The organism is Mesorhizobium escarrei (assembly GCF_935825525.1).
GTDB lineage: Bacteria > Pseudomonadota > Alphaproteobacteria > Rhizobiales > Rhizobiaceae > Mesorhizobium > Mesorhizobium escarrei.
In genome coordinates, this window is sequence record NZ_CAKXZT010000113.1 from 97,769 (window position 1) to 112,925 (window position 15,157).

Genomic DNA, 15,157 nt, shown 5'->3' on the forward strand with positions numbered 1-15,157 from the left:
GCATTTTCAGGACTACGCCACGGCCATCTGCTGCAGGCTGACCAGTCGCGTAATACCTTTCCTGGCCAATTCCATCAGCGCCGCAAATTGCTCTTCCGAGAAAGGCTCGCCCTCGGCCGTGCCTTGTATCTCGACGATGCCGCCCTTGCCGGTCATGACGAAATTGGCGTCGGTGCCGGCCGATGAATCCTCAAGATAGTCGAGGTCGATGACCGGCTGGCCGTCGTGGATGCCGCAGGAGATAGCCGCGACATGGTCCTTCAGCACCTTGGCGACGCTGGCCATCTGCCGGGCTTCCATCCAGCGCAGGCAGTCGTAAAGCGCCACCCAGCCGCCGGTGATCGAGGCGGTGCGCGTGCCGCCATCGGCCTGGATCACGTCGCAGTCGACGGTGATCTGCTGCTCACCCAGCGCCTGCAGATCGACCACTGCGCGCAGCGAACGGCCGATCAGCCTCTGGATTTCCAGTGTGCGGCCGCCTTGCTTGCCAGCCGAAGCCTCGCGGCGCATGCGCTCGCCGGTCGAGCGCGGCAGCATGCCGTATTCCGCCGTCACCCAGCCCTTGCCGGAATTGCGCATCCAGCCCGGCACCTTTTCCTCGAGGCTGGCGGTGCAAAGCACGTGGGTGTCGCCGAACTTCACCAGGCACGACCCTTCCGCGTGCTTAGAGACGCCGCGCTCAAAGGAGATGGCGCGCATTTCGTCGAATTGGCGTTTGGAAGGGCGCATTCAGGCTTCTTTCTTGTCGTTTTAGGATTCGTGGCCGGCTTGTAGCCGCACGCGACGAGAGGCGCAAAGGAAAATGGACCAGTTGCGCGGGCGCGGCCGAAGTCTATATCTTTGGGCCGGAGGTATTTGGCTCGAAATGACCAAGGCAGTCGATCCCAGTTCGCAGTCGGCGGCAGCGCTCCAATCGCCCGCGCTTCAATCGCCCGCCCTTCAATCACTCGACATGCGCTCGCGAGACATCTTTCGGCGCATTATCGATTCCTATCTGAAGGACGGCGAGCCGGTCGGCTCGCGCAGCCTGTCGCGTATCCTGCCGTCTTCGCTGTCGCCGGCCACCATCCGCAATGTCATGAGCGATCTCGAGCATCTCGGCCTGATCTACGCGCCACATATCTCAGCCGGCCGATTGCCGACCCAGGCCGGCCTGCGCTTCTTTGTCGATGCCTTCATGGAGCTTGGCGATCTCTCCGACGAGGAGCGCCGCACCATCGAGGCGCAGGTGCGCGCCTCCGGCTCTGGTGCGACGCTGGAGCACATGCTCACCGAGGCCAGCCAGATGCTGTCCGGCATGTCGCGCGGCGCCGGGCTCGTGCTTGCCGCCAAGAACGAGGTGGCGCTCAAGCATATCGAATTCATCCAGCTCGAGCCGAACAAGGCGCTGGCCGTTCTGGTGTCGCAGAACGGCGACGTCGAAAATCGCGTCGTCGACCTGCCCGCCGGCATCACCGTCTCGCAACTGCACGAAGCCTCGAATTTCCTCAACGCCCATATCCGCGGTCGCACGCTGGCCGAGGCGCGGGTCGAGATCGCCCGCATCAAGGAAGAAACCAAGGCCGCCCTCGACACGCTGTCGCAGGATTTGGTCGAGAAGGGCCTTGCGGTCTGGGCAGGCGCCGAGAGCGGCTTGCCGGCGCGTCTCATCGTGCGCGGCCGCGCCAATCTGCTGGAAAATGTCACCGCCCAGGCCGACATCGAGTTGCTGCGGCATTTGTTCGAGGATCTGGAGACGCAGGACGGACTGATCCAGCTTCTCGACCTTGCCGAGGAAGGCTCCGGCGTGCGCATCTTCATCGGCTCGGAAAACAAGCTGTTTTCGCTGTCGGGCTCGTCGCTGGTCGTGGCGCCCTATCGCGACAAGGACGCCCGCGTCATCGGCGCGCTCGGCGTCATCGGCCCGACCCGGCTGAACTATGCACGCATCGTGCCAATGGTCGACTATACCGCGCAGCTTATTTCCCGCATGCTGCGATAATGCATGTCGCCCAAAAAACCGAAGCGCGTCGCACCAATCGCTTCAAACGCGATACGCTTAAAGGAACCTCAAGGAGAAAAAAATGGCGCTGGAATCATTCAAGGCTCAGATCAGCCTGTTGCTCGAGCAGATGATCAACCAGCCCGAGGATCAGCATGAAGTGCAGGAGCAGTTGCGCGAAAAGCTGGGGGAGATGCGCGCCATGGGCCTGCCGCTGCCGGCCGATCTCGTCGCGCTGGAAAAGCGCCTCGACGACGATTTCTACGCCGCCGGAAACTGAGCCCGAAAACCATACGGTCGATTTGCTTCTTGAAACGCTTTTCCGAGGTGTTCGCCATGCGACCCGTCGGATATTTTCAAACGGCAGACTAGCTTGCACGGCCGAAGGCTTTATCCTGCCCTGACTCACTTAGTTGCCTGACTCTTGCCCATTTGACTCTTGGGAGCGAAAACCAATGAACAAGCCCGCCACCACCGCGCACTTGCCCGGCCGCGGCCGCATCTACAATTCGATCACCGAGACGATCGGCGACACGCCTCTGGTGCGGCTCGACAAGTTCGCCGGGGAAAAGGGCATCGTTGCCAATCTGCTCGCCAAGCTTGAATTCTTCAACCCGATCGGCTCGGTCAAGGATCGCATCGGCGTCTCGATGATCGAGGCGCTGGAGGCATCGGGCAGGATTGCGCCCGGCAGGACCACGCTGATCGAGCCGACCTCGGGCAACACCGGCATAGCGCTCGCCTTCGCCGCCGCCGCCAAGGGCTACAAGCTGATCCTGACCATGCCGGAAACCATGTCGGTCGAACGCCGCAAGATGCTGGCGCTGCTCGGCGCCGAGCTGGTGCTGACCGAAGGGCCGAAAGGCATGAAAGGCGCCATCGCCAAGGCCGACGAGTTGGCCGCGACGCTGCCCGACGCCATCATTCCGCAGCAGTTCGAAAATCCCGCCAATCCGGAAATTCACCGCCGCACCACTGCCGAGGAAATCTGGAACGACACTCATGGCGAGGTCGATATCTTTGTCGCCGGCATCGGTACCGGCGGCACCATCACCGGCGTCGGCCAGGTGCTGAAGCAGCGCAAGCCCTCCGTGCATGTCGTCGCCGTCGAGCCGGAAGCCTCGCCGGTGCTGTCGGGCGGCCAGCCCGGCCCGCACAAGATCCAGGGCATCGGCCCCGGCTTCGCGCCAAAGATCCTCGACACGACGATCTATGACGAGATCGTCAAGGTCTCCAATGAGGATTCGGTCGCCAATGCACGGCTCGTCGCCCGCCTCGAAGGCGTGCCGGTCGGCATCTCGTCGGGCGCTGCCCTGCAGGCGGCGATCGTCGTCGGCTCACGGCCGGAGAATGAGGGCAAGAACCTGGTGGTCGTTATTCCATCCTTCGCCGAACGCTATCTGTCGACGATCCTGTTCGAAGGGCTGGGGGCTTAGGTCCTCGACACGGTAGCGATCCTTCGCGCCCCCTCTGCCCGGCAGGGCAGAGGGGGGCGCTGTCCCGCCGGCATCAACAAAGTTCTGCATCGTCTCTGCGGCACGAACCACTGGCCTGGTGGGATTGCGCGGGTTAGGTCTTCGCCGTCCTTTCGCCGAGCCGCGCCCGTCGGTCCTGCAGGAACCGGCGCACGGCCGGGTCGCGTTCGAGGCCGATGGCCCGGTCATAGGCTGCGGCCGCTTCCCGGGTTTTGCCGAGCCTGGCCAGAAGACCGGCAAGTGCGGCCCAATAGGGCTGGTAGTCGGCAAGCCGCTTGTCTCCACCAAGCTCATCAAGTGCATTCAATCCCGCCTCGGCGCCGTCTGCCTCGGCAATGGCCACCGCGCGGTTGATCGACATCACCGGCGAGCCGGCAATCGCCCACAGCGCGTCGTAGAGATGTCTGATCGCGACCCAGTCGGTCCGCCCGGTCAGCCGCCTGGTCGTATGGGCGGATTGCACGGCTGCCTCGAGCTGGTAGCGGCCGACGACGCCCTTGGTCGCGGCGCGTCTGAGCAGCGTCTCGGCTTCGTCGATCAAGCCACCGTCCCACAGCGCAAGCTCCTGCTCGGCCAATGGTACATAGTCGCCGGCGGCGTTGCGCCGCGCCGCACGCCGCGCCTCGGCAAACAGCATCAGCGCCAGCAGGCCGAGCGCTTCCGGCTCATCCGGCATCAGCGACGCCACCAGCCGACCGAGCCAGATGCCTTCAGTCGCCAGATTGCGGCGCCGGGTTTCGGTGCCGTCCGGGTCGGCCCAGCCTTCGGCGAACGCGGCGTAGATCGCTTCCAGCACCGCATCCAGCCGCTCACCAAGCTCTGCCCGCTCCGGCACGCGGAACGGAATGCCGGTCTCGCGTATGCGGCTTTTGGCGCGCACCAGGCGCTGGCCCATCGTTGCCGGCGACACTAGGAAGGCGGAGGCGATCGTCGCTGCGTCGAAGCCCAGAATGGTCTGCAGGATCAGTGGCGCGCGCACGCCGGCCTCGATCGCCGGATGGGCGCAAGCAAACATCAGCCGCAGCCGCTCGTCGGGCAGGTCTTCGTCGCCCATGCGTGCCTCGATCTCCTCGGCGATCAGCCTGAGATGGTCGCGGCCAGCCTCGCTGGTCAGCCGCCGCCGGATCGCATCGACGCGACGTCGGCGCGCCACCGCCAGCAGCCAGGCTTCCGGCTTCTCGGGCACGCCGGTTTGCGGCCAGCGCTCCAGCGCCGCCGCAAAGGCGTCGGCCAGTGCGTCCTCGGCGCCGGCCACGTCACGCATGCGCGCTGCGAGATAGGCGACCAGCTTGCCGTAGCTTTGCCGGGCGGCCGCTTCCGCCGCCGCCCGCGCGATCTCCGGGCGACTGTCCATCACATGATCATTTCTCAGATAAGTACTCCGTCATTTCCCAGATCGGTCGCACCTCGACCGTGCCGGTGCTGGCTGCCGGACAGCGCGCAGCCCATTCGATGGCCGTGTCGATGTCCGTCGCCTCGATCATGTAGAAGCCGGCGAGTTGCTCCTTGGTGTCGGCATACGGGCCGTCGAGCACGTTGGTCTTGCCGTTAGCCATCCGCACAGCGGTGGCCGCCTGGGTCGGGCGCAGCCGGTCGCCGGCCAGCCATGCGCCGGATTTCTTCAACGCTTCGGTATAAGCGCCGTAGGCCGCGAGGGTCTGCTCGGTGCTCTCGCGCGGCGCATTCGCCATTGCGGCTTCGTCATTGTAGATCAAAAGCATGTATCGCATGGTCTTCTCCCGTGGTTTCGAAGGCCGCGTCGTTGCCGGCCGATCCAAAGTCGCGCGTCCTCGCCCGATTTCGACAGGCGCTGCAAAAATCTTTCGGCTCGAATGGCATCTCGCGCAAGCCTGCATGTCCAGCGGCGTCGACCGTTGGTCTAATCGGCGCAATTGCGGGTTGGCATTTCCTGCCCGCTGTCTAAACTCGCCTCGGGTCGTGCGGTGGCAGATATTTCAGGGAGGAGATCACATGCATAATTTCAGGACGAAGTTTATTGCCGCCGGCGCGCTGGCGCTGTCGCTGGGCCTTGGCGCGGCGTCGGCCAAGGCGCAGGAATTCATCAACGTGCTGACCGGCGGCACCTCGGGCGTCTATTATCCGCTCGGCGTCGCACTGTCGGAAATCTACGGCAAGGGCATTGAGGGCGCCCGCACCCAGGTGCAGGCGACGAAAGCTTCGGTCGAGAACCTCAATTTGTTGCAGCAGGGCAAGGGCGAGATCGCTTTCGCGCTCGGCGATGCCGTCAAACTGGCCGCCGAGGGCAACACCGAAGCCGGCTTCCCGGGCAAGCTCGACAAGCTGCGCGGCGTCGCCGCCATCTATCCCAACTATATCCAGATCGTTGCCAGCAAGGAGTCCGGCATCAAGACGCTTGCCGACCTCAAGGGCAAGAGCCTGTCGGTCGGCGCGCCGGCTTCCGGCACCGAGCTCAACGCCCGCGCCATCTTCGCCGCCGCCGGGCTGAAATATGAGGATCTCGGACGGGTCGAGTATCTGCCCTTCGCCGAATCGGTCGAACTGATCAAGAACCGCCAGCTCGACGCCACGCTGCAATCGGCCGGCCTCGGCGTCGCCTCGATCCGCGACCTCGCCACGTCGGTGCCGATCAACGTCGTCGCCGTACCGGCGCAGGACGTCGCCAAGATCGGCTCGCCCTATCTTTCGGTGACCATTCCCAAGGGCACCTATGAGGGCCAGACCGAGGACGTCGCGACCGCCGCCGTCGGCAATTTCCTCATCACCCACGCCGACGTCTCCGACGAGACCGGCTATCAGATGACCAAGCTGCTGTTCGAAAATCTCGACCAGCTCACTGCTGCCCACGCCGCCGCCAAGACGATCGACATGGCCAAGGCGCTCGACGGCATGCCGGTGCCGCTGCATCCTGGCGCCGAGCGGTATTACAAGGAAAAGGGATTAGTGAAATAGGGCCGCTCCCTCCCCCTTGAGGCGAGGGTGGCCCCGTAGGGTCGGGAGGGGTCCTCGGCGACGCGCTCCTTATTCAGGCAAAGGCCGAGGCAGTTGAGGTTACCCCACCCGTCCATCCGCCTTCGGCGGCTGTCCACCCTCCCCTCGAGGCGGAGGGGCGCCCCGCCAGGAACCCGCCAATGACCGACGCCCATCCCGAAACGCCAACCGTTCTTTCCCCCACCGCCGAAGCCCCGCTCGAAGGCCTGCCGCCGGGTTTCGGCGAAGGCATCGCGGGCAAGGCCGCCTTTCTCATCGCCATCGCCTTCTCCATCTTCCAGATCTACATTGCCGCCTATGGCAGCTTGCCGAGCCAGGTGGTGCGCGCCATGCATGTCGGCTTCTTGCTGCTGCTCGGCTTCGGCCTGGTCGCCAACCTGCGCGCCACAAGCATACCGGCCAAAGCAACGTTCTGGACGCTCGGCCTGCTCGGCTTTGCCACCGGCCTCTACAATTGGGTGTTCTATGCCGACCTCATCCGGCGCTCCGGCTTCCTTACCACGCCGGACCTGATCATCGGCACGGTGCTGGTCGTTCTGGTCTTCGAGGCCGGGCGGCGGCTGATGGGGCTGCCGCTTGCCCTGATCGCCTTGATCTTTCTCGCCTACGCTTTCTTCGGCAATCATCTGCCGCCGCCCTTCATCCATCGCGGCTATGATTTCGCACAGCTCATTGACACCTTCGCCTTTGGCACCGAAGGCATCTACGGCACGCCGGTCTACGTCTCGGCCGCCTATATCTTCATTTTCGTCGTCTTCGCCGCCTTTCTCGAACGCGCCGGCATGATCGCACTGTTCAACGATTTCGCGCTTGGCCTGGTCGGCACGTGGCGCGGCGGCCCGGCCCAGGTCTGCGTTCTGTCCTCGGCGCTGATGGGCACCATTTCCGGCTCCGGCGTCGCCAATGTGGTGGCCAGCGGCCAGTTCACCATTCCGCTGATGAAGCGCTTCGGCTTCCGTTCGGCTTTCGCCGGCGCGGTCGAGGCGACCTCTTCGATGGGCGGCCAGATCATGCCACCGGTGATGGGCGCGGTCGCCTTCATCATGGCCGAGACGCTGAACATCCCCTATGCCGAGGTGGTCAAGGCAGCGATCATCCCGGCGCTGCTCTATTTCGGCGCCTGCTTCTGGCAGGTGTACCTGGAAGCCGGCAAGGCCGGCCTGCAGGGCATGGCCAAAGCGGACCTGCCCAATCCGTGGCACGCAGTTAGAAGGCATTGGCCGCTGGTGCTGCCGCTGGCCGCGCTCATCTATCTTCTGTTTGCCGGCTATACGCCGATCTTCGCCGGCACCATGGGGCTGGCGCTGACCATCGTGCTCATCCTTGGCACGCCGCTGGCGGCATTGATCGGGCCGCTTGCCTTCCGCATCGTCTTCTGGCTCGCGCTGGGGCTTGCCGCCGCCTCCTTCATGAAGTTCGGCGTCAGCATCCTCAGTTTTGTCATCGCCGGGCTCGTCATCGCCTGCGTCACCTTCAGGGGCGGACGCGAAACGCTGCAGATATGCATCGATTCGCTTGCCGAGGGAGCGAAGAACGCGCTGCCAGTCGGCATCGCCTGCGCCATCGTTGGCATCGTCATCGGCACTTTGACGCTCACCGGCATCGCCTCCACCTTCATCGGCTGGATCATCTCCATCGGCGAGAACAATCTGTTCCTGTCACTGGTGCTAACAATGCTCACCTGCCTGGTGCTCGGCATGGGCATCCCGACGATCCCCAACTACATCATCACCTCCTCGCTGGCCGGGCCGGCACTGCTGTCACTCGGCGTGCCGCTGGTGGTCAGCCATATGTTCGTCTTCTATTTCGGCATCATGGCCGACCTCACACCGCCGGTGGCGCTGGCCGCCTTCGCCGCCGCACCGATGGCCAAGGAAAGCGGCCTCAAGATCGGCCTCCAGGCCACCAAGCTTGCCGTCGCCGGCTTCGTCGTGCCGTTCATGGCGGTCTATACCCCGGCGCTGATGCTGCAGGATCCTGGCCCGATCGCCGCCCAGTTCGGCTATCCCGTCGAGGTCGCCTATATCGTCGCCAAGGCCTGCATGGGCATTGCCCTGTGGGGCGCAGCCGCCGTCGGGTTCCTCGCCCGGCGCATGGCCTGGTGGGAACGTCTCGTCGCCTTCGCCGCCGGCGTGTTGCTGGTAGCCGCACTGCCTGTCACCGACGAAGCCGGCTGGGCGCTCTCTGTCGCCTGGATCGGCTGGCACTGCTGGCGGGCGCGGCAAGTCACCGGCACCGCATGAGCCTCTGTATCCTCGCCGCCGGCAAGACGGTGACGCTCACGGTGGTCACCTTCACGCTCGCCTGGACGCATTCGGTGGAAAAGACGCATTGGCAGGAGAACTGGAAGGTGACGCCTTCCGGCTTGCAGATCGCCGAGGCACGGATCAAGGGCTCGGGCGCCGGCATGGAACCGCCGGAAGGCTCGGTGCTGCGGGACGGTTGGTGGGCCTATAAACCCAAGATGGCGCCGCAGCGGCGCCTCGTGCTCGCGGCCTCTGGCGCGACGGGTGAAGGCTGGACGCTGTGCACGGTTCAGGGCTGCCGCGAACTGGGCAAGGCGGCAGGCGACACGACCGTGCTGGAGCCGTGCGAAGGTTCGAGCCAGCCGCGGTAGCGGACGATCGGCAAGGGGATGCGGGACCTCATCCTCCAGGGCTTTGTCGGATGTCGAGTGCCGGGCACATCACATCCCGCGGGCCGAAGACGCTCCATCGTTAGCCGCCAAACCCGGATTCCGACTGAGCAAGCCAACGCTCTTCCTTGCGGAAGAATGCTTTGAAAAACAGAATGTCGGAAGCCGAACTGATTGCCCGTGCGATCAACGCGGTTGCGAGCACGGCAAAGATCAGGCGAACGAAAAACACACTGGTGAAGTCTGCACCCAGAGCGATGACAACCAGTGTGTCCTCTATGAGACTGTGGGCAAAGCCCATAAACACGCAAGCGAGGAAGATCTGGCGCGGCTCTACGCTGGTCGTGCGCGCCTCGCGGATCAGCAGTCCCGCGCCATAGGAAATTCCAAGAAGCAGACCGACCCCAGTGAACGGTATCGCTTGTGACTGGATGCCGGCAAGACGAAAGAGCGGTGCAAGCCCCTTGTTCAGCCAACCCAGGATACCCGACACCTTGAGTAGCTCGATCAGCCAGCTCAGCGCGATGAGAATGACAAGCATGGTTGCCAGGGTTTTGAGCATGCTTAGAAAAAATCTGCTCCAGTCAGTGCCTTCGCTCATTGGTATCCACGCCGGCTTCAGGGGCTCGGATAGCCATCCGGTTGCTGCGAATATCTGGTGCAGGAGCATGGCAAGGATCAATCCACCGCCAATACGAAGCGCCGCAGTGACCACGAAGCTTGGCCCAACCTTCTGAATGATGCGTTGTTCAATCGGAATGGCATGCGCAAATAGCAAAAGGGTTGAAAGAACGGTCATGTCGGCAGTGCTCAGCGTTGAAACCGGAGCCAGCGTGAACACGGTCACCGCCGCGCCCCAAATTCCCACCAGCAATCCTGTCAGCCAGGCAAGGGCGAGCTCGGGCGGCAGTCCAACCAGCGTCATGAGAGGCGCGAAGAACGGAGAGATCGCCCGGATGACACCAAGATCCTGCAGGATCTGTGTGACTATCGTGACCGGAACGATGATGCGGACCAATTCCCAATAGATTTCAAGCGTTTCCAGCGTCTTCCGATAGAGGGCGGCCTGCACTGCCATGGCGATGTCTCCGTAATTTGACGCCAAATGACTAGCGTGAGACGATTCGCATTTGTGGTCAAAATTTGCAGATTTGTGCAATAAAATTGCATACCGGCAGACGACGACGGAGGACCGGAATGGACCGGATCGACAGCAAGCTTCTCACGCTTTTGCAAGAAGACGCTTCGCGAACCAATGCCGACCTGGCGGCGGAGGTCGGGCTTTCGCCGTCCAGCTGCTTGCGCCGTATACGGCGGCTTAAGTCAGCCGGTGTCATCGACCGCGTTGTCGCGCTACTTAATCCAGCCAAGGCCGGCAGGGGGATGAAGGCTATCGTCACGGTCGAGCTGGAGCGCCACGGCGAGCAACACATGCGCCGCTTCCTCGAGCTTGCCGTCATGGAACCAGCGGTGATCCAGGCCTACAGTGTAAGCGGCTCGACCGACGCTGTCCTTATGCTGCGCCTGATGGATATGGACGAGTTTGACACTTTTTGTGAGCGGCTGTTCCGAGATCGGACGAATGTGGCGCGGTATTACACCATGTTTGTAATTCGAACCGCCAAGGAGACGACCGTAATCCCGCTCTAGATTTTTGGAGGCCAACTCGGCGGAAGGATCTCGGGGGCGGTCACGCCAGTCCCGGCTGCTGGTGTCAAACGGCGCTAAGCTTGCCGGAGGCGAGATCAAAGCCCCAGAAAACTCGAAGCCCTGGAATCTCAGAACCTTGGCGTTATCGCACGCCGCCTCTCGGCTAGCGCAGGACGTTCCGTGCGATAGGTGGTCGCACGGTGATCGGCGGCCGGCCTGCATATCCGGCTGTCGTGACGGCTTTCCATGGTCATCATCAGTGCGCGCTGATGCCGAGCGTGTGGCCGCGGCGTGCGCATGCGGGGCCTGGGCCGCGCATGTAATAGCGCTCCGGCCGATAGGTCGGCGCGACGAATTCGCGGATGGCGGCAGCGTAGCCGATGAGGCGCGTCAAGAAGTTCATTTTCCCTGTCCCTGTCCCGATTTCGGATGTCCCTTCCGATTGTGTGGGATCATAGCGTCGAGGCGTGAATACTCGGTGAACACGATGTTAATCTTTGGTCAAAAAGGCCTTGGTTCGTGGCTGGAATGCGGCTGATTCGGGGTCTTTCCATGCAGTTCGTCGGCATTCCGGCTAGTGTGACTTTTGCATCACATATGTTTCGTTTGGATGTCGCTCCGACGCGCTTGTGTTTCAACTTTGGCCGGTTCCGCGAAATTTTCGTGCTTGGTCAAATTTCCCTGCTTATTCGGAAAGCCAGGAACCCGTCCGATAGAAGCACGTTGACGCTGAGGGCCGGGACCAACCCGGCCCAGCGGCTTCCGAGCGGAACCGCCGCCGGAACCCCCAACACAGCAAGAACAATGGAAAGGCAAAGCCATGGGTTTCTTTTCGAAAGACATCAAGACGCTGGACGACCTCTTCGTCCACACGCTGCGCGACATCTATTACGCCGAGAAACAGATCGAGAAGTCGCTGCCGAAGATGATCGACAAGGCGACCGATCCGCAGTTGAAAGCCGGCCTGGAGAAGCATCTCGGCCAGACCAAAGGTCATATCGAGCGGGTCGAGAAGGTGTTCGAACTGCATGGCGTGAAGGCCAAGACGGTCAACTGTCCGGCCATCGACGGCATTCTCGAGGAAGCCGATGAAGTCAGCGGCGACATCGACGACAAGGACGTCCTCGACGCCGCCCTGATCGCCTCCGCGCAGGCGGTCGAGCACTACGAGATAACCCGCTACGGCACGTTGATCGCCTGGGCCAAGCAGCTTGGCCGCACCGACTGCGCCAATGTCCTGGCCAACAACATCAAGGAAGAGCAGGCGACCGACCGCAAGCTCACCGAGATTGCGGAAGCCAAGGTCAACCTTCAGGCCGCCGAGTAGACTCGCGATCGAGGCAACGCCGGACAACCGGCTTTGCCTCACTTTCCGTACCTGGACGTCGACCGTATGATGCGCCACGCTCGTTCGAGGGATTGCGCGAGGAAAAACCGGCGGAGGAAGTCGTGCAGGAAAAGCCGAAAGCACCCGCAGGCAAGGCCGACACCAAGGCAAAGCCTGCCGGCGGAAAGGCAAAGCTTGCCAGCGGCAACGGCGAGATATCCACCTCTGTCAAATCCGCCGCGGCGGCAGACAGCGTCGTAAAGCTTTCTAATCCCGACAAGCTTCTGTGGCCGCGGGAGAAAGTATCGAAGCAGGGCCTGCTCGATCATTACGCTATAGTCTGGCCGCGCATGCACCAATTCGTCGTTAATCGGCCGCTCAGCCTGGTGCGCGCGCCGGACGGCGTCGGCGGTCAACGCTTCTTCCAGAAGCATGCGTCGGCCGGCATGCACGAAAAAATCGCCAGGATGAAGGATCCGACGGACGGCGAGGAGATGTTGTTTATCCGTGATTTCGACGGTGTCGCTGCCTTGGTCCAGCTCGGCGTGGTCGAGATCCACATCTGGGGCTGCACCGTCGACGAACTGGACAAGCCGGACCAGATCATCTTCGATCTCGATCCCGACGAAGGCGTCGACGTGAAAGCGGTGCGCGCGGCGGCGCTTGAAATTCACGGCCGGCTCGATGCGCTGTCATTGCCGAATTTCGTCAAGACGTCGGGCGGCAAGGGTTACCATATCGTGGTTCCGCTGAAACCATCGGCGGATTGGGATGAGGTGAAGGACTTCGCCCATGATTTCGCCCGTGCCCTCGAGCAGGCCGCTCCTGATCGGTATACCGCGACGCTGTCGAAGAAGGCGCGTACCGGCAAGATCTTCGTGGACTATCTGCGCAATGGCCGCGGCTCGACCACGGTGGCACCCTATTCGTCGCGGGCCAAGAAAGGCGCTACGGTATCGATGCCGGCGACCTGGGCGGAAATTGAAGCCGGATTGGCGCCGAACGCATTTCCGATCGTCGACAAGACGACGCTAAAACTGTTGGCGAAAGCCGATCCCTGGGTGGATTTTTTCCAGCAGGGCAAGCCGCTCAAGCGCGGGTAATTCATTGGCTTCTTCCCAAGGCTGAGTGAACGCGAGAACGAGCGCCGGCGATCCTTCGCGCCCCCGTCTGTCCTGCCGGACATCTCCCCCACGAGTGGGGAGATTGGCCGTCATCCCCGCTTTCGCTAACCTCTAACGCTGAAAAAAGAGCTGGACGGCGAAGCTGCTGATCTCCCCCCTTGTGGGGGAGATGCCCGGCAGGGCAGAGGGGGCGCTGTCCCGCCGATGTCTCGCTCGCCAGGGGCGTCGCGAAACCAGCGCCCGGCAAACCATCAGGCCAGAAACACCTTCTCGAACGCCTGCTTGCCCATCGGCGAGAAGATTACCGCGCGGCTGCCTTTTTCGCGTCGCCCCCATTTTTCCAAGAGAATCTTATCGAGGATGGCAGCGCCCAGCGTGCCGGCCAGATGCGAGCGCCGCACGCTCCAGTCGAGGCAGGCCCGGCACACCGGTCGTCGCGCCTTGCTCTCGACATCGATGCCGATCGCGGCGAAATGCGAGGCGGCTGACGGCCCGAGCCGGATTTCCTTGTCGTGGCGCAGGAGCACTTGTCGAGCGACAAGACGGTCGAGCATCGCCACGGCCTGCTCGCCGGCGAGGTGGTCGTAGCAAACCCGCGCCACGCGCATGGCCGCATCACGCGGACCCGGCCGCACCCGCTGCGGCCCGACCGCAGCGGCGACGCCGGTGATCGCCTCGATCATCCCAGCCACCTGCGGCCCGGCGAGCCCGTAGTAGCGATGCCGCCCCTGGCTTGCCAGCGTCAGCAGCCCGCCCTCCATCAGTTTCGACAGATGCGAGCTGGCGGTCGGCAGCGACACGCCGGCCTCGAGCGCCAGTTCGCTCGCTGTCAGTGCCGTGCCACCCATCAGCGCGGTCAGCATGTTTGCCCGCGCCGGATCGCCGACCAGGCTGGCGATGCGGGCTATGTCTGGTCCTTCACGCATAGTTAGTCCTTCATCGAAGCATTGACGTCAGATAACCACTATCCTCCGCTGAGATCAAGGAGACGACGATGACCGCAAGAACCATTCCCCACACCATGCTTGTCAGCCGCTTCGGCCGTCGGCCGTCTCCGTTCATGATCTTGCGCCGGGTGCATCTGCGGCTGCTGGCACGGTGGTACGATCGTCATCTGCAGCGCCTCGACCTCGCCGGGATCGACGAGCATCTTCTGCGCGACCTTGGCCTGACGCCACAAGACGTTCGCCGCGAATGCGCGAAATCCTTCTGGCAAGCGTGATCAACATGGAAAATTGCTAGCACATAGAACCACAGAACGTTTCGACACCGTTCGAACTGTCGGCGCAAACTGCATCCACCTGTACAGGAGACAAAAGATGACCATCACCTGCTTCATCCGCTACGAGATCGACCCGTTCGGCAAGGCGGCGTTCGAGGAGTATGCCCGCAACTGGGGCCAGGCGATCCCGCGTTGCGGCGCCGATCTGATCGGCTATTTCGCGCCGCATGAGGGCTCGGCCACGACAGCCTATGCCGCCTATAACATCGACAGCCTGGCGGCTTATGAAGCCTACCGTATCAGGCTCGCCGCCGACCCGGCCGGCAAGGCCAATTACGAATTCGCCCGACGTGAAAAATTCATCCTGAAAGAGGAGCGGACTTTTCTGAAACTCGCATCCGGGCAGCACGCCTCTCTGGTGAAGCTATGATCGCCGTTATCTTCGAGGTCGAGCCGGCAACAGGCAAGCGCGACGCCTACCTCGGCATCGCCGCCGACCTGCGGCCGCTGCTCGACGGCATGGACGGTTTCCTGTCGATCGAACGCTTCCAGAGCCTCGTCGATCCGAACCGCATCCTGTCGCTGTCGTTCTGGCGCGACGAGGAGGCGGTGAAAGCCTGGCGCAACACGGAGGAACACAGGCAGGCGCAGAAGGCCGGCCGTGGCGGCATCTTTGCCGGCTATCGTCTGCGCATTGCCCATGTCGTGCGCGACTATGGCCTGACCGAACGAGCCGAGGCGCCTGAGGACAGCCGGGTAGTGAATGGGTAGGG

Annotated in this window: 17 protein-coding genes and 1 pseudogene; 12 read left to right on the forward strand and 6 right to left on the reverse strand. The window is 63.0% G+C overall.

Annotated features, from left to right (window positions below):
• Positions 1-12: 12 nt before the first annotated feature.
• Positions 13-729 carry a ribonuclease PH gene (gene rph, locus NMG80_RS08090; RefSeq protein WP_254017634.1) on the reverse strand — a complete coding sequence of 239 codons (717 nt, stop codon included), beginning with the start codon at positions 727-729 and terminating at the stop codon, positions 13-15.
• 136 nt (positions 730-865) lie between these two features.
• On the opposite strand from rph, the gene hrcA reads away from it, so the two are divergent.
• The 3 genes from hrcA to cysK all read left to right on the forward strand — a co-directional run bounded on the left by hrcA (position 866) and on the right by cysK (position 3,417).
• The gene (gene hrcA, locus NMG80_RS08095) at positions 866-1,981 is read left to right on the forward strand and encodes a heat-inducible transcriptional repressor HrcA (RefSeq protein WP_436798565.1); all 1,116 of its coding nucleotides are present in this window, start codon (positions 866-868) and stop codon (positions 1,979-1,981) included.
• 82 nt (positions 1,982-2,063) lie between these two features.
• On the forward strand, positions 2,064-2,261 hold the full coding sequence (locus NMG80_RS08100) for a hypothetical protein (protein ID WP_023803672.1): 198 nt from the start codon (positions 2,064-2,066) through the stop codon (positions 2,259-2,261).
• Between the two features lie 175 nt (positions 2,262-2,436).
• Complete coding sequence (gene cysK / locus NMG80_RS08105) at positions 2,437-3,417, forward strand: cysteine synthase A (RefSeq protein WP_254017635.1); 981 nt, start codon at positions 2,437-2,439, stop codon at positions 3,415-3,417.
• A gap of 133 nt (positions 3,418-3,550) precedes the next feature.
• On the opposite strand, the gene NMG80_RS08110 is transcribed toward cysK, so the two are convergent.
• Both NMG80_RS08110 and NMG80_RS08115 read right to left on the reverse strand, forming a co-directional pair.
• The gene (locus NMG80_RS08110; RefSeq protein WP_254017636.1) at positions 3,551-4,810 is read right to left on the reverse strand and encodes an RNA polymerase sigma factor; all 1,260 of its coding nucleotides are present in this window, start codon (positions 4,808-4,810) and stop codon (positions 3,551-3,553) included.
• A gap of 7 nt (positions 4,811-4,817) precedes the next feature.
• Complete coding sequence (locus NMG80_RS08115) at positions 4,818-5,186, reverse strand: YciI family protein (RefSeq protein ID WP_254017637.1); 369 nt, start codon at positions 5,184-5,186, stop codon at positions 4,818-4,820.
• Positions 5,187-5,427: 241 nt separating this feature from the next.
• Here NMG80_RS08115 and NMG80_RS08120 point away from each other — a divergent pair, with 241 nt between their 5' ends.
• The 3 genes from NMG80_RS08120 (at position 5,428) to NMG80_RS08130 (ending at position 9,043) form a co-directional block, all read left to right on the forward strand.
• Positions 5,428-6,387, forward strand: coding sequence for a TAXI family TRAP transporter solute-binding subunit (locus NMG80_RS08120; protein WP_254017638.1), 960 nt, complete (start codon positions 5,428-5,430; stop codon positions 6,385-6,387).
• 179 nt (positions 6,388-6,566) lie between these two features.
• On the forward strand, positions 6,567-8,669 hold the full coding sequence (locus tag NMG80_RS08125) for a TRAP transporter permease (protein WP_254017639.1): 2,103 nt from the start codon (positions 6,567-6,569) through the stop codon (positions 8,667-8,669).
• Positions 8,666-9,043 carry a DUF1850 domain-containing protein gene (locus NMG80_RS08130; RefSeq protein ID WP_254017640.1) on the forward strand — a complete coding sequence of 126 codons (378 nt, stop codon included), beginning with the start codon at positions 8,666-8,668 and terminating at the stop codon, positions 9,041-9,043. The genes NMG80_RS08125 and NMG80_RS08130 overlap by 4 nt, the downstream gene beginning before the upstream one ends.
• A gap of 100 nt (positions 9,044-9,143) precedes the next feature.
• On the opposite strand, the gene NMG80_RS08135 is transcribed toward NMG80_RS08130, so the two are convergent.
• Entirely contained in the window at positions 9,144-10,139 is a 996-nt protein-coding gene (locus tag NMG80_RS08135; RefSeq protein WP_254017641.1) for a nucleoside recognition domain-containing protein, read from the reverse strand.
• A gap of 119 nt (positions 10,140-10,258) precedes the next feature.
• On the opposite strand from NMG80_RS08135, the gene NMG80_RS08140 reads away from it, so the two are divergent.
• Complete coding sequence (locus tag NMG80_RS08140) at positions 10,259-10,711, forward strand: Lrp/AsnC family transcriptional regulator (RefSeq protein ID WP_254017642.1); 453 nt, start codon at positions 10,259-10,261, stop codon at positions 10,709-10,711.
• Between the two features lie 256 nt (positions 10,712-10,967).
• On the opposite strand, the gene NMG80_RS08145 is transcribed toward NMG80_RS08140, so the two are convergent.
• Positions 10,968-11,114 carry a hypothetical protein gene (locus tag NMG80_RS08145; protein WP_254017643.1) on the reverse strand — a complete coding sequence of 49 codons (147 nt, stop codon included), beginning with the start codon at positions 11,112-11,114 and terminating at the stop codon, positions 10,968-10,970.
• A gap of 417 nt (positions 11,115-11,531) precedes the next feature.
• Here NMG80_RS08145 and NMG80_RS08150 point away from each other — a divergent pair, with 417 nt between their 5' ends.
• Together NMG80_RS08150 and ligD are read left to right on the forward strand one after the other, a co-directional pair.
• Entirely contained in the window at positions 11,532-12,038 is a 507-nt protein-coding gene (locus NMG80_RS08150) for a YciE/YciF ferroxidase family protein (RefSeq protein WP_027154740.1), read from the forward strand.
• A gap of 43 nt (positions 12,039-12,081) precedes the next feature.
• A pseudogene (gene ligD, locus NMG80_RS08155) lies at positions 12,082-13,141 on the forward strand (DNA ligase D); the annotation flags it as partial.
• A 272-nt stretch (positions 13,142-13,413) separates the two neighbouring features.
• Here the strand turns inward: ligD and NMG80_RS08160 are convergent.
• Positions 13,414-14,088: an ArsR/SmtB family transcription factor gene (locus NMG80_RS08160; RefSeq protein WP_254017644.1), complete on the reverse strand. Its 675-nt coding sequence runs from the start codon at positions 14,086-14,088 to the stop codon at positions 13,414-13,416.
• A gap of 68 nt (positions 14,089-14,156) precedes the next feature.
• Here NMG80_RS08160 and NMG80_RS08165 point away from each other — a divergent pair, with 68 nt between their 5' ends.
• From NMG80_RS08165 to NMG80_RS08175, 3 genes are all read left to right on the forward strand, one after another.
• Positions 14,157-14,384: a DUF1127 domain-containing protein gene (locus tag NMG80_RS08165; protein WP_254017645.1), complete on the forward strand. Its 228-nt coding sequence runs from the start codon at positions 14,157-14,159 to the stop codon at positions 14,382-14,384.
• Between the two features lie 97 nt (positions 14,385-14,481).
• On the forward strand, positions 14,482-14,814 hold the full coding sequence (locus tag NMG80_RS08170) for an NIPSNAP family protein (RefSeq protein WP_254017646.1): 333 nt from the start codon (positions 14,482-14,484) through the stop codon (positions 14,812-14,814).
• The gene (locus NMG80_RS08175; RefSeq protein WP_254017647.1) at positions 14,811-15,155 is read left to right on the forward strand and encodes an antibiotic biosynthesis monooxygenase family protein; all 345 of its coding nucleotides are present in this window, start codon (positions 14,811-14,813) and stop codon (positions 15,153-15,155) included. Before NMG80_RS08170 ends, NMG80_RS08175 begins: the two co-directional genes overlap by 4 nt.
• Positions 15,156-15,157: the final 2 nt, after the last annotated feature.

What these genes read in the sequence shown, in the direction of transcription:
- NMG80_RS08140 (WP_254017642.1), top strand. Translation starts at nt 10,259, where the DNA reads ATGGACCGGATCGACAGCAAGCTTCTCACGCTTTTGCAAGAAGACGCT.
- NMG80_RS08125 (WP_254017639.1), top strand. Translation starts at nt 6,567, where the DNA reads ATGACCGACGCCCATCCCGAAACGCCAACCGTTCTTTCCCCCACCGCC.
- NMG80_RS08120 (WP_254017638.1), top strand. Translation starts at nt 5,428, where the DNA reads ATGCATAATTTCAGGACGAAGTTTATTGCCGCCGGCGCGCTGGCGCTG.
- NMG80_RS08165 (WP_254017645.1), top strand. Translation starts at nt 14,157, where the DNA reads ATGACCGCAAGAACCATTCCCCACACCATGCTTGTCAGCCGCTTCGGC.
- NMG80_RS08175 (WP_254017647.1), top strand. Translation starts at nt 14,811, where the DNA reads ATGATCGCCGTTATCTTCGAGGTCGAGCCGGCAACAGGCAAGCGCGAC.
- NMG80_RS08170 (WP_254017646.1), top strand. Translation starts at nt 14,482, where the DNA reads ATGACCATCACCTGCTTCATCCGCTACGAGATCGACCCGTTCGGCAAG.
- cysK (WP_254017635.1), top strand. Translation starts at nt 2,437, where the DNA reads ATGAACAAGCCCGCCACCACCGCGCACTTGCCCGGCCGCGGCCGCATC.
- NMG80_RS08115 (WP_254017637.1), bottom strand. Translation starts at nt 5,186, where the DNA reads ATGCGATACATGCTTTTGATCTACAATGACGAAGCCGCAATGGCGAAT.
- NMG80_RS08160 (WP_254017644.1), bottom strand. Translation starts at nt 14,088, where the DNA reads ATGCGTGAAGGACCAGACATAGCCCGCATCGCCAGCCTGGTCGGCGAT.
- NMG80_RS08130 (WP_254017640.1), top strand. Translation starts at nt 8,666, where the DNA reads ATGAGCCTCTGTATCCTCGCCGCCGGCAAGACGGTGACGCTCACGGTG.
- NMG80_RS08150 (WP_027154740.1), top strand. Translation starts at nt 11,532, where the DNA reads ATGGGTTTCTTTTCGAAAGACATCAAGACGCTGGACGACCTCTTCGTC.
- NMG80_RS08110 (WP_254017636.1), bottom strand. Translation starts at nt 4,810, where the DNA reads ATGGACAGTCGCCCGGAGATCGCGCGGGCGGCGGCGGAAGCGGCCGCC.
- NMG80_RS08135 (WP_254017641.1), bottom strand. Translation starts at nt 10,139, where the DNA reads ATGGCAGTGCAGGCCGCCCTCTATCGGAAGACGCTGGAAACGCTTGAA.
- NMG80_RS08145 (WP_254017643.1), bottom strand. Translation starts at nt 11,114, where the DNA reads ATGAACTTCTTGACGCGCCTCATCGGCTACGCTGCCGCCATCCGCGAA.
- hrcA (WP_436798565.1), top strand. Translation starts at nt 866, where the DNA reads ATGACCAAGGCAGTCGATCCCAGTTCGCAGTCGGCGGCAGCGCTCCAA.
- NMG80_RS08100 (WP_023803672.1), top strand. Translation starts at nt 2,064, where the DNA reads ATGGCGCTGGAATCATTCAAGGCTCAGATCAGCCTGTTGCTCGAGCAG.
- rph (WP_254017634.1), bottom strand. Translation starts at nt 729, where the DNA reads ATGCGCCCTTCCAAACGCCAATTCGACGAAATGCGCGCCATCTCCTTT.